We start from the raw sequence: 13199 nt of genomic DNA, 5'->3' as shown, positions 1-13199 counted from the left end.
TGAAAAAAAAGCATCTGAATCATTAATTTTTTTTGTTGATAAATAATAATAAAAGAACTCCAAATCTTCGTCTCTGAAACTGAGTACCTATGATTTTTCTTTTATCAATAGTTGATAACAAAAGTAAACAGTTATGAACAACTAATTGTTTAAATAATATAAAAAATTGATTTATAATTAAATAGAATACAGTTGATTCAAGGGATCCTTAAAAGCCAATGATCCGGGAGTGAACGCTGAAAGGTCGTGGTATAATTGTTTTAAATTTGTGCTCGATAACCATCGTTTATGATCATCATTGGAATGGGCAGCGATCACGCCGGGTACGCACTCAAGGAAAGCCTGAAGCAAAAGCTTGTCGCCCAGGGATTTTCTGTGGAAGATTTCGGGACTTTCAGCAATGAAAGTGTAGATTATCCCGATGTCATCCATCCGCTGGCCTGTGCCATTGATCAGCAGAAGCTGGATTGGGCCATCATCATATGCGGTACGGGAATCGGAGCAAGCATGGTAGCCAACAAGTATCCACGGGTAAGGGCTGCCCTGTGCTGGATGCCGGAGATTTCAGTTCTGGCCCGCCGGCACAACAATGCCAATGTGCTTGCTCTTCCGGGCAGGTTCATCGGTGAGGAAACCGCCTGGGAGGTGGTCAGTCTGTTCCTGAATACTCCTTTTGACGGTGGCCGCCACCAACGACGTGTGAGCAAGATACCCCGCATCATGACCATTCAGAAGGCGCGTTTTCTGGAACAGGCAGAAAAGAAAGCGTTCGATTTAAAGCACAGAAAAACACTCAATTACAACATTTCCCGGTATGAAGAATCATTTCATGCCGGTCTGGTGCAGTTTGAAAACCTGGAAAACGCCAGGCAGCGCGCAGCGAATATCAGGCATAAAGTGCTCGAGCGGCTCGACGAATACCTCATTGAGTTTGAATCCAATTTCAAAAAAAGAGGGGGAAGGGTTGTCTGGGCCCTCAGTAAGAAAGAAGCAGTCAGGGAAATTCTCCATATTCTGAAGCAGCATGACGTGAAGCTTGTGGTCAAATCGAAGTCCATGCTGACGGAAGAACTGGAGCTGAATGAGGCGCTGGCCCGAAATGGAATCGAGCCCGTTGAGACTGACCTTGGTGAATACATTGTGCAGCTGTCAGGCGAGAAGCCCTATCATATCCTGACGCCGGCGATGCATAAATCGAAAGAAGATGTGTCGGCACTTTTCAGCGAAAAATTCGGGCTGGATGCCAACAGCACGCCGGAAGAAGTGACCGGTTTTGTCAGGGAACAACTCCGGCAGAAATTCCTGCAGGCCGGTGCCGGAATCACCGGTGCCAACTTTCTCATTGCCGACGCAGGTGCCGTTGCTATAACTGAAAATGAAGGAAACGCGCTGATGTCGGTGTCATTTCCAGGTATTCATATTGTGGTCGCGGGGATCGAAAAGGTCATCCCTTCCATTGCGGACCTGCACCTTTTCTGGCCATTGTTGTCTTCACACGGAACCGGGCAGTACCTCACCGTGTACAATTCGATTCTCACTGGACCCCGAAAGGAGGATGAAACCGACGGACCAGATGAAATGATCGTTATTTTGCTCGACAACAACCGTACGGAAGTACTCCAACAGCCGCTGCACCGAAGAGCCTTATCCTGTATCCGTTGCGGAGCCTGCCTGAATGCGTGCCCGGTGTACAAGAACATTGGCGGTCATGCCTATGGAACGACCTATACCGGACCCATTGGCGCCGTCATCAGTCCTTACCTGAATGATTTCAACCAGCATATCCATCTCAGCTTTGCCTCTTCCCTGTGCAGGCATTGCACGGAGGTTTGCCCCGTAAAGGTGAACCTGCACGAACTCCTGCTCCATAACCGCAATGAGGCCGTGAAAAGAGGATTAACGTCTCCTCAGGAAAAAGTGATCATGAAAGGGTGGAAAAGCATCATGATGCGGAGGTACCGGATGGATTTTTTCGGATCCGGTGCCAAAAACAGGGCGATGGCTTATTTCTTCAGCCGAGCCTGGGGCAAGCGCCGGACGCTGCCGGTGTTCAGTAAACGATCCTTCCGTCAGCGCTGGATCGAAAACGGGTGATCCTGGAGGAGACGGGCAGGCGTGATTTGTTAAAAGAAGTTAAACTGAAAATAAATGAATCCAGAAACCGTTGATTATACTGCGGCGAATGGTTTTCATTAGCTGTTTTTTCATGGTTTTGGGTGCGTTAAATAGGGAAGCGGACGCTTCCCTTTTTTCTCCCCCAAATAGTGTATTTTTGCAGGATGGTTGGCTAAGAGCCCTATTGCCGAAATGACCGACACAGGAAATAATAATGGAAATTATGGTGTGCTGATCCGGAAACTGGACCAGTTCATCCGAAAATACTACAAGAACCGCATCGTCAAAGGACTGATCTATAGCGTTGCCCTGGTGGCGCTGTTTTACCTGGTGGTCAGCCTTCTTGAATTTATCGGCCATTTTGGCACCCAGATGCGCACCGTGCTCTTTTATGGTTTGCTGGCCGCCATTCTCATCATTTTAGTTCGTTTTGTGGCCATCCCGGTCTTCCAGCTTTTCAAGATCGGAAAGATCATTACCCGCGAACAGGCCGCCGGGATCATCGGGAAACATTTCCCGGAGGTCAGGGACAAATTGCTCAATACCCTGCAGCTTGGCCGGATAGAAGAACCCTCCAGCCGGGAGCTGATCGAGGCCAGCATCAGCCAGAAGATCCGGCATCTCACCCCCATCCCGTTTCATTCAGCCATCCAGCTACGCGACAACCGAAAGTACCTGAAATATGCCCTGGTTCCCCTTTCCATTCTTCTGTTCATCTTCATCGCCGCCCCGGGAGTGATCAGGGAACCCACGCATCGGATCGTGAACCATAACGTATATTTTGAGAGAGAACTTCCTTTTTCTGTATGGATTGAAAACAAGGAACTTAAGGCATTGAGAAATGAAGATTTCAAGCTGATCGTCGGTGTATCGGGGGAGCAGATCCCCGAGGCATTTTACCTTGAAATGGAAGGTCAAAACCTGAAGTTATCCCGGGAATCCAACGGCCGGTACAGTTATCTTTTCAGAAATATCCAGCGGAACGTGGCCTTTTATCTTACGGCCGACAAGTACCGGTCCGACCGTAAAGAGATCCTTGTCATTCCCAGCCCTGTGATCGGAAGGTTTGAAATTAAAATGAACCCGCCGGTTTACACGGGGAAAAAGGAAGAAGTGCTGGAAAATACAGGGGATCTTATCGTGCCTGAAGGAACCCGCCTTATCTGGAAGTTTTTCACCACCGACACCGATTCGGTCCTGTTTTCGGTGGATGACCGCAGAGAAGTGCTTGGACAGCAGGGCAACAATGTTTTCGTTTATGAGCATTCCTGTTACCGCAGTTCTTATTATTCGGTAAAAACGGTCAATCGTTACGTTCAGGACAACGATTCGCTGTTTTACACCCTTACGGTGATCCCCGACCTGTACCCGACCATTCTGGCGGAGGAGTACAGGGATACGCTGTACGACAACCGACTGTATTTTAAAGGTAACATCAGGGACGACTATGGTTTCACCCGTTTGCTGTTCCGTTATGGTGTGAAGGACAGGCCCGGCGGGGACGACCGCGTTCCCGATTCAAGTCAGCGCGTTGCGGTAGATCCCCGGCAAACCCAGCAGCTGTTTTATCATTTTTTTGACATCACCTCTCTGTCCCTTTCACCGGGTGATGAAGTGGAATATTTTTTTGAGGTATGGGACAATGATGCGGTGAACGGAAATAAATCGAGCCGTACACCAAAAATGACCTTTCGGATACCCTCCCTGGAGGAAATCGACGAGCAAACCCAGGCAGCCAGCGAGTCCCTTAAAAATGAAATGGAATCCACTCTGCTTGACCTGAAAGGCATGCAGAAAGACATCGAGGAACTTCACCGGAATTTTCTTGAAAAGAAGAGCCTGAACTGGCAGGAGGAGCAGCAGTTGGAGCAGCTTCTCAAAAAACAGCAATCCATTCAGAACCGCATGGAAGACCTGAATCTTCAGAATCTGGAAAAATCGGTCAGGGAGCAGCAATACAAGGAAGTGGACCCCGACATTCTTGAAAAACAAAAGGAGCTGGAAAAGCTCTTTGAAGAGATCCTTTCCGAAGATGTGAAAAAGCTAATAGAAGAGTTGCAGCAGATGATGAGTGAAATGGATAAGGATAAGATCAATGAGATGCTTGAGAAAATGAAGTGGACCAATGAAGACATTGAACAGCAGCTCGACCGGAGCCTTGAGCTGTTCAAACGGTTTGAATTTGAGAAAAGGCTGGCCGACATGATCGATAAGATCGGGAAACTTTCTGAAAAACAGGAAAAGCTGTCAGAAGAGACCAGTGAAGGCAGGAATGAAGACGCGGAAGAATTGATGGATAAGCAGGAGAAGATCGGGGAGGAATTTGACCAGATAGGCGAGGAGCTGGATGAACTGGACAAAATGAACCAGGAGCTTGAAGATCCGAATCAGATGGAGAATACCGAACAGGATGAGCAGGGGATCAAGGATGATCTTCAGAACAGTCAGAACGAGCTTTCGACGAAGAAGTTCTCCAAAGCCTCCAAATCGCAGCAGGGTGCCGCCCGGAAGATGAAGGAAATGAGCAGCAAGCTGCAGAACATGATGGACAGCATGATGTCGGCCGCACTGGGGGAAGACATCTGGGCGCTTCGGGAGATCCTTGAAAACCTTCTCCAGGTCAGTTTTGATCAGGAAAAACTGATGGATGAGCTTTCGATGACCGGAAGAAATGATCCGGTTTATAACCGCATTGTGCAGGATCAGAAAAAATTAAAAGATGATGTGGGGATGATCGAAGACTCCCTGTTCGCTCTCAGCAAGCGTCAGCCTGCCATCAAGGCGGTCGTCCAGCGGGAGATCAATGAGATTGATGACAAGCTCAGCAAAACGCTGGCTGACCTGGCAGAAAAGAATGTCAGCACCGCGCAGTCCAATCAACAGTATGTGATGACATCGGTGAACAATCTGGCGCTTTTGCTTTCAGAATCACTTCAGAACATGCAGTCGCAGATGGATCAGATGAGCCAGAATTCAGGCGGTGGCAGCTGCCCCAATCCGGGAGGGTCATCCCCCTCTTCGATCAGTACGATGCGGCAGCTCCAGGAGCAGCTCAACAAACAGATTGAACAGCTAAAGAAAGGGATGGACAAGGGTCAGGGCAGTGAGCAAATGGGAATGCCGGCCATGAGCGAGCAGCTGGCCAGGCTGGCGGCGCAGCAGGAAGCCCTGCGCAACCAGCTGCGGCAATACATGGATGGGTTGAAAGAGCAGGGACTTGGCGACCAGGGCGAGATGAAGCGAATGATTGAGGATATGGAAAAAACCGAAACAGACCTGGTCAATAAAATGATCACCAACCAGACCCTGATGCGGCAGCAGGAGATACTTTCAAGGCTTCTGGAATCGGAGAAAGCCGAACGCATGCGTGAGCTTGAAGAACAGCGTGAATCAAAAGAAGTAAAAAATCAAAAAATCAGTAACCCTGAAGAGTTTTTTAAGTATAAAGGTATAAAAGACAATCAGACGGAAATCCTTAAAAGTATTCCACCAGGCTTAAAACCCTTTTATAAAAGAAAAGTTAACGACTATTTATTTAATTTTGAAGACTGACAAGAGGATATATGAGATTTGAACGGCTTGCCATCAGGATTCCTTCAGGCATGAAACACCTTCACCTGGTGGAACGGTTTCTTGAAGAAATTTGCGACAGGTATAACATAGGGATGGACTATTATGGCAACATCACCGCTGCAGTGATGGAAGCCGTTGAGAACAGTCTCATCCACGGCAACAAGATGGATGAGGGGAAAATGATTGACATCCTTTTTGAGGCAAAGCCGGGTAAGCTTGTCTTTCACATTCAGGACGAAGGCGAGGGATTTCCTTTCAGAGAGATAACCGATCCGACCGAACCATCCCTTCCCGCATCCGGGCTCCAGGGCCGTGGGCTTTTCATCATCAGGCGCCTTGCCGACGAAGTTCATTTCAATGAAAAAGGGAATTGTATCAGCCTTTATTTCACCGTCAGCGGCATCCGGGAAGAGGTCAACCTGGACCGTCAGAAAAAGATGGCTTCTTTTAAGAAGTCTGCCAGGAAATCCACCCACGAAAAGAACCGTTAAACCCCTGAAAACATGACAGATAACAGGATCCATTTCTTTCTGGAGGGCGTTTCCTATCCATTACGGAATAAAGAAAAGCTTCGCCAGTGGCTGGATATGGTCATCATCAGTGAGAACGAATCCTACCACGACATCAACATCATTCTCTGTACGGATGAGTTTTTACGCCAGCTCAATCTTACCTATTTATCCCATGATCACTTCACCGATGTTCTGACATTTGATTTTTCAGAATCTGAACAGATTGCCTCAGGTGATATTTACATCAGCCTGCCCCGGGTGAAGGAGAATGCCATAACTTTTGGCGTTTCAGTAAAAGACGAGCTGCACAGGGTCATGGTCCACGGCATTCTTCATCTTGCCGGGTATGATGATAAAAGGGCCAGGGACAAGAAGAGAATGACCGAAAAAGAGAATCATTATCTATCGTTACGTGAGAAAGGGATTTGAGTTCCCTGTTTCACGTGAAACATTCCCGAACCATGTTCGTTCCGTATGATGTCATTGTGGTGGGTGCCGGGCACGCCGGCTGTGAGGCTGCTGCCGCTGCTGCACGGCTGGGATCGCGGGTGCTGCTGGTCACCATGAACATGACCACCATGGCGCAGATGAGCTGCAATCCCGCCATGGGAGGCATTGCCAAGGGACAGATCATCCGGGAAATTGATGCGCTCGGCGGATTATCCGGAATCGTGACCGACCGTACCATGATCCAGTTCCGGATGCTGAACCGCTCAAAAGGTCCTGCCATGTGGAGCCCCCGTGCTCAGAATGACCGGGGTTTATTTTCCCTAGAGTGGCGACAGGCAATGGAAACCATCCCCGGACTTGATTTCCGTGAAGACATGGTCACCGGCGTTCTGGCCGACGGTGACCGGATCACCGGCGTCGTTACCCGGCTCGGTCACATCCTGCCTGCCAAAGCCGTCATCCTGACCAACGGAACTTTTCTGAATGGCGTGATCCACATTGGTGAAAAGCATTTTGAAGGAGGCCGCATCGGGGAGAAAGCTGCAAAAGGCCTGACGGAAAGCCTGGTTCAGCTCGGATTTGAATCCAGCAGGATGAAAACCGGCACCCCGGTTCGAATCGATGGCCGCTCGATCAATTATTCAAACCTGGAAGAACAAAAAGGTGATGAAAACCCGGGAAAGTTCTCCTTTACCGATACTCCCCGCCTGAAACGACAGCGCAGTTGTTACCTTGCCTACACGAATGAAAAGGTCCATGCCGTGCTGAGAACCGGCTTTGACCGGTCACCGCTTTTTGTGGGCCGGATCAAAGGCATTGGCCCCAGGTACTGCCCGTCGATCGAAGATAAAATTGAACGGTTCAGCGATAAACTGTCGCACCAGTTGTTTGTTGAGCCGGAAGGATGGAATACCGTGGAGGTGTACCTGAACGGATTTTCGTCTTCCCTGCCGGAAGAGGTTCAGGTTGAAGCGTTGAAACTGATTCCCGGTTTTGAAAATGCCCGGATCTTCCGGCCGGGATATGCCATTGAATACGATTATTTCCCTCCTGTCCAGTTGTATGCCACACTGGAAACCAAAAAGATCCATCATCTCTATTTTGCCGGTCAGATCAACGGAACCACAGGATACGAAGAAGCTGCCGCGCAGGGGATCATCGCAGGGATAAACGCCCATATGAAGATCCACGATCAGCCCGAATTTGTTCTCAAGCGTTCCGAGGCCTACATCGGAGTGCTCATCGACGATCTGATAACAAAGGGTGTTGACGAGCCTTACCGGATGTTCACCTCGAGGGCAGAATACCGCATTTTATTACGGCAGGATAATGCCGACCTCCGGCTGACCCCCAAGGCTCACGGCATAGGCTTGGCCGATGACGCCCGGATGAACCGGCTGATCAGGAAAAAAGAGCACATCTGGAAAATGATCCGGTTTCTTCATACCCAGAGTGTTACACCCGGGGAGATCAATCCCTACCTGGAGCAAATGAACACCGCTCCCCTGGAGCAAAGTGTAAAAGTGGCCACCCTGCTGCTTCGGCCCCAGGTAACCCTGGACGGACTGTTCGTTCACCTGGACACACTCCGTCAGCTGGGAAATAAGGCGGGCATGAACGACCGCGAAGCTTTCGAAGAGGCGGAGATCACGATCAAATATGAGGGATACATCAGCAAGGAACAGGAAATGGCAGCCCATCTGTCGAAGGTCGATGAAATCTACCTGAAAGACACCCTTGATTACCACTCCCTGAAAGCACTTTCTTTTGAAGCAAGAGAAAAACTCAACAGGATCCGGCCCGCCACCATCGGACAGGCATCCAGAATACCCGGGGTTTCCCCGGCCGACATTTCCGTTTTGCTCGTCATGCTTGGAAGATAATAAGCTGTTCCACGTGAAACATCGGCGATGAATACAATTTCCAACTGCCCGGTATGCCAGTCCCCGGATCTTCATCCCTACCTGGAGGTCAGGGATCTTTTTCTGACCAATGAAACCTTTGTCATACGAATCTGCCCGAATTGCGGCTGCGGAATCACGGATCCCCGGCCCACGGCAGAAGAGATCGCCAGGTATTACCAGAGCAGGTCTTACATATCCCATTCAGCATCGTCCAAAGGACTCCTGAACAAACTGTACCTCATTGCCCGAAATTATACCCTGTGGAAGAAGTATAACCTGATCCGGACCCAAAGCAGGCAGTCTCCGGGGACCATTTTGGACATAGGCTGTGGCTCCGGGGACTTCCTTGGCTATTTTCAAAAACGAAAATGGGAAACCCTCGGCATCGAGCCTGACGAACCGACCCGGCAGGCTGCCATGCGTAACTATCCCCTGCACATCGGCGGAAGTGAACTCTTCACGCAGATTCCAACCCGGAGCCATCACGTGATCACCTTATGGCATTCACTGGAACATATTGCCGGTTTGCACGAAACCTTTGCTCAGGTCAAAAGGATCCTGAGACCCGATGGCGTGCTGTTCATCGCCGTTCCCAATTATACTTCCCGGGATGCTGCTTTTTACGGACCCTACTGGGCCGCCTGGGATGTACCGCGCCACCTGGTTCATTTCACTCCGCAAACGATGGACCGGCTGGTTCGGCAGTACGGCCTGAAAATTCAGTGTTCACTGCCCATGAAGCTCGATGCCTATTATATCAGCATGCTCAGTGAACGCTATCAGCATGGCCGGGTGAACTACCTCAGGGCCATCCGCAATGGATGGCGGTCCAACCGGTACGCCAGATCCCACGAAAATACCTTCTCCAGCCTGATTTATGTCATCAAACCAGAAAATGCTTAACTTTAGCCCATCTTTCATTTACGTGCATGCACATCAATGCTTCTCATCGTAAAGGCATTCTCCGGGCATTTGGAATATCCCTGGCGTTTCTTTTCATCGCCGTTGCAGCGAATCTTGTTTTGGTCAACCGGCTGGATCCTGTCAGACAGAGCAAATACCTGGAAAAAAAACTGTCACTGAAGGAACAGGCGTTGGTTTCAACCATTGAAAAGATACGAACCTGCAGTAACACTCCCCGTTCTGACCGCAACACGGTGTGGAGCGACCTCTACCGGCGCTGTGACAAGGAAGGCATCATCGTACTGATGTATCACAGGGATACCTTGAAATTATGGACCTCCAGCACGCTGCCGCATGATTCCCTGAGCCTGCCGCCAGAAATTCATCAGCCCGTCCTGTTGCTTCGGAATGGATGGTATCTGGTCCGGAAAATGACGACAGCGGATACGACCTATGCCGGGCTTTTTCAGATCAAAAACAGGTTTCCTTATCAAAATGAATACCTGGTCAATACCTTTGGAAAAGGCATACATCTTTCTTCTAATATATTGATATCCAATAAAATAACAGATTATCCAATCTACGGGACTGACGGAAGTTACTTGTTTTCACTGGTGTTTCCCGAATCGCCAAGCCTGCCGGATGTACAGAATTACCTCCTTTTTCTTCTTTATTTTCTTTTTCTCCTCTTTTTCGTACTCGGGATCTTCCGAACATACGGGTGGATAGAGAAAAAGATGAAAATCCGCCCTTCCCTGTTGTTTCTGGCTTTTACAACCGATGTTCTCATCACGCGGATCCTGATCTTCTATTTCAAAATACCACATACGCTTTATCAGTCCGATCTGTTCAAACCCCTGTATTATGGTTCTTCTTTTCTGCTGCCCTCCCTGGGCGACCTGGTGGTGAATACCCTGTTGTTACTGTTTGTTTCCTACGCCTTTTTTGTCCTGGCCCGCCCAACCCTCAGGGCAACCAGGGTACGGGTCCCCCTTCGGTATATCCTTTCGCTTGTTTGTTTTCTGACCATTTTCCTGTTGATGGATGTGGTTCTCTATTTAATAAAAGGCCTCATCCTTGACTCGAACTTTTCACTGAACCTGAACAACATATTCGGGATGACCTTTTCCAGCCTGCTGGGCTTCAGTGTCATCACCAGCCTGCTGATTTGTTTTTTCCTGGCGGCCTGGACACTTTTCGCCTGGATCTATCTTTATTTACCATCCCTTAAACACCATGTCCTGTTCCTGATCCTTTCAGGCGTGCTTTATTTTGGCATTGGGAGCTTAACGGGCTTTTCACCGGATGCAGCCTTCGCCGGATTTATGGTCATTTTTATGCTTTCCTTATGGGTGGTCAGAAAAAGGCACATTCCCCTGCTGTCGTTTTACAACGCCGTCTATTTCCTGTTTCTGTTTGCTGCATTTACCACGTACGTTCTCAATACCTATCATCATAAGAAAGAAAGGGAGCAACGGAAATGGATGGCGATCAAACTTTCCATTGAACGGGATCAGATCACGGAATACCTGTTCGCTGACACAGAAAAGAAGATGAAAGGCGATAGTCTGCTGGAAGCACAAATTTTTACAGCCCTGGCCGATGATTCCATTGAGCAAATGATCCTGCAGTACATCGGTGACCGGTACCTGGAACCCTACAGGGATAATTACAACTACCAGATCACGGTTTGTGATGAGAAGCAGGTGTTGCGTGTGCAGCCCGAAAATTATGATGTGTCCTGTCTTGAATTTTTTTCGGACATGATTCAGCGGATCGGCAAACCGACGGCAGCAACTACCCTTTATTTTCTTGATGACGGAACCGACGACATCAATTACGTTTCCCGCATCCCCTTTGTTTCCCCTGCCGGAACCGACAGCCTGGGGCTTTTTATTGAGCTTTATTCCAAGTATATACCCAAGGCGCTGGGTTATCCCGAGTTGCTCATTGATAAAAAGACAACGGCATTTACCGATCTGACCAATCATTCCTATGCCATTTACAATAACCAGGCTCTTACCAAGAGTGTAGGGAAATATTTTTATCCGATCGATGAAAACTCCCTGGGCCATACAACAGATGAATTTACGTTTTTCAACCGCGATGGTTACAATCATCTTCATTACCGTGCCGGCCCGGGAAGGGACATCATTGTGAGCACACAGCGCGACACCCTGTGGGGATTGCTCGCACCTTTTGCCTATCTGATCATCTTTTATGGTGTTGTCCTGTTGATCCTGGTTCTGGTGCTGAGTCCGTCGCTTCGGATCCGCATGTCGGCCCCCAGCTTCAAGGATCGCCTGCAGCTTGCGGTGATAGCCATCATCCTTGTTTCATTCCTGTTCATCGGGATAACCTCTCTCTTGTACCTGGCTGATCTGAACACAAAAAAGAACCTGGACATTCTGAGTGAAAAGACCCATTCCGTTCTGATCGAACTGGAACATAAGCTTTCGTCCGAACCGTCACTGCCTCCGGCGATGTCTTCCTATCTGACAGAACTGCTGAATAAATTTTCACAGGTCTTCTTTTCGGATATCAATCTTTACGATACCGGGGGCCGGTTACTGGCTTCCAGCCGGCATGAAATCTTTGAAGAGGGATTGCAGTCAAATCTGATGAATCCCATGGCATTCGATCAGATGGTCATTCAGAACAAAACGATATTCATTCAGCGTGAGCGCATCGGTCGCTATGAATTTTTGTCGGCCTACGTGCCCTTTCAGAACAATGACAACAAAACCATTGCCTACGTCAACCTGCCGTATTTCGCCCGCCAGTCGGAGCTGCGCCAGGAGATCTCCATGTTTCTGACCGCTTTTGCCAATATCAATGTCATTTTGATTGCCCTTGCCACCTTTGTAGCACTGATCGTATCAAATTACATCACCCGGCCGATGCAGCTGATCAGGGAGAAGATGGGCAAGCTGAAGCTGGGAAAAACAAACGAAAAGATCGAATGGTCGGGGAAAGATGAGATTGGCAATCTGGTGGAAGAGTACAACCGGATGATCGGCGAACTGGCCAACAGCGCCGACCTCCTGGCACGGTCGGAAAGGGAAAGCGCCTGGCGGGAGATGGCCAAACAGGTTGCCCACGAGATCAAGAATCCACTGACCCCCATGAAGCTCAGCATACAGTACCTTCAGAAAGCCTGGGATGAAAAGGCACCGGACTGGGACCTCCGCCTGAAGCGATTCACGGAAACCCTCATTGAACAGATCGAAAACCTGTCGCTGATTGCCACCGAGTTCTCTGATTTTGCCAAAATGCCCCAGCCCCTTCTGGAACGGATGGACCTTAAGGAGGTGATCCAGTCGGCCGTAAGCTTATTTGAGGATATTCAGCACATTGAGTTCATTGCCTCGGACATGCCGGATGAACCCTGCTGGATATGGGCCGACAGGAAACAGATGCTGCGCGTTTTCAATAACCTGATCAAAAATTCAGTTCAGGCTATTCCCGTCCATCAACAGGGTGTCGTTGAGATCTCCGCTCACAAGGAGGCCTCCGACGTAGTGGTTCACATCCGGGATACCGGGATTGGCATCCCCTCCGATCAAATTCCCCGGATCTTTACACCGAGCTTCACTACCAAAACCGGAGGGATGGGTATGGGGTTGGCCATTGTAAAAAGCATCATTGTCAACACACAGGGCGACATCTGGTTTGAATCCCGGGAAGGAAAGGGCACCGTGTTCTCGTTCCGGTTGCCCCTGCTTCAGGAGAAACGATAGCC

The 13199-nt window shown here is 49.2% G+C and carries 7 protein-coding genes; all 7 read left to right on the top strand.

Translation table 11 applies throughout. The annotated features are described in order from the left end of the window. Positions 1 to 288: 288 nt before the first annotated feature. The 7 genes from rpiB to PKI34_04680 all read left to right on the top strand — a co-directional run bounded on the left by rpiB (position 289) and on the right by PKI34_04680 (position 13197). A complete protein-coding gene (gene rpiB, locus PKI34_04710; protein HNS17106.1) occupies positions 289 to 2094 on the top strand; it encodes a ribose 5-phosphate isomerase B in 1806 nt (601 codons plus the stop codon). Between the two features lie 213 nt (positions 2095 to 2307). Then, the gene (locus tag PKI34_04705; protein ID HNS17105.1) at positions 2308 to 5667 is read left to right on the top strand and encodes a hypothetical protein; all 3360 of its coding nucleotides are present in this window, start codon (positions 2308 to 2310) and stop codon (positions 5665 to 5667) included. A gap of 11 nt (positions 5668 to 5678) precedes the next feature. Further along, positions 5679 to 6179, top strand: a complete 501-nt coding sequence (locus tag PKI34_04700) for an ATP-binding protein (protein ID HNS17104.1) — start codon at positions 5679 to 5681, stop codon at positions 6177 to 6179. A 12-nt stretch (positions 6180 to 6191) separates the two neighbouring features. Next, positions 6192 to 6629, top strand: a complete 438-nt coding sequence (gene ybeY / locus PKI34_04695) for an rRNA maturation RNase YbeY (protein ID HNS17103.1) — start codon at positions 6192 to 6194, stop codon at positions 6627 to 6629. 32 nt (positions 6630 to 6661) lie between these two features. Then, positions 6662 to 8533: a tRNA uridine-5-carboxymethylaminomethyl(34) synthesis enzyme MnmG gene (gene mnmG / locus PKI34_04690; GenBank protein HNS17102.1), complete on the top strand. Its 1872-nt coding sequence runs from the start codon at positions 6662 to 6664 to the stop codon at positions 8531 to 8533. A gap of 27 nt (positions 8534 to 8560) precedes the next feature. After that, positions 8561 to 9457 (top strand): class I SAM-dependent methyltransferase, encoded by an 897-nt coding sequence (locus PKI34_04685; protein HNS17101.1) that lies wholly within the window; start codon positions 8561 to 8563, stop codon positions 9455 to 9457. A gap of 26 nt (positions 9458 to 9483) precedes the next feature. After that, on the top strand, positions 9484 to 13197 hold the full coding sequence (locus PKI34_04680; protein ID HNS17100.1) for an ATP-binding protein: 3714 nt from the start codon (positions 9484 to 9486) through the stop codon (positions 13195 to 13197). Positions 13198 to 13199: the final 2 nt, after the last annotated feature.

The sequence above is a fragment of the Bacteroidales bacterium genome (assembly GCA_035342335.1).
Taxonomy (GTDB): domain Bacteria; phylum Bacteroidota; class Bacteroidia; order Bacteroidales; family JAGONC01; genus JAGONC01.
Note: the sequence above shows the minus strand (reverse complement) of the source record. Positions and strands in the feature narration are given on the sequence as shown.

Coding starts and splice junctions, on each gene's coding strand:
- PKI34_04705 (HNS17105.1), top strand. CDS start 2,308: ATGACCGACACAGGAAATAATAATGGAAATTATGGTGTGCTGATCCGG.
- ybeY (HNS17103.1), top strand. CDS start 6,192: ATGACAGATAACAGGATCCATTTCTTTCTGGAGGGCGTTTCCTATCCA.
- PKI34_04700 (HNS17104.1), top strand. CDS start 5,679: ATGAGATTTGAACGGCTTGCCATCAGGATTCCTTCAGGCATGAAACAC.
- rpiB (HNS17106.1), top strand. CDS start 289: ATGATCATCATTGGAATGGGCAGCGATCACGCCGGGTACGCACTCAAG.
- PKI34_04685 (HNS17101.1), top strand. CDS start 8,561: ATGAATACAATTTCCAACTGCCCGGTATGCCAGTCCCCGGATCTTCAT.
- PKI34_04680 (HNS17100.1), top strand. CDS start 9,484: ATGCACATCAATGCTTCTCATCGTAAAGGCATTCTCCGGGCATTTGGA.
- mnmG (HNS17102.1), top strand. CDS start 6,662: ATGTTCGTTCCGTATGATGTCATTGTGGTGGGTGCCGGGCACGCCGGC.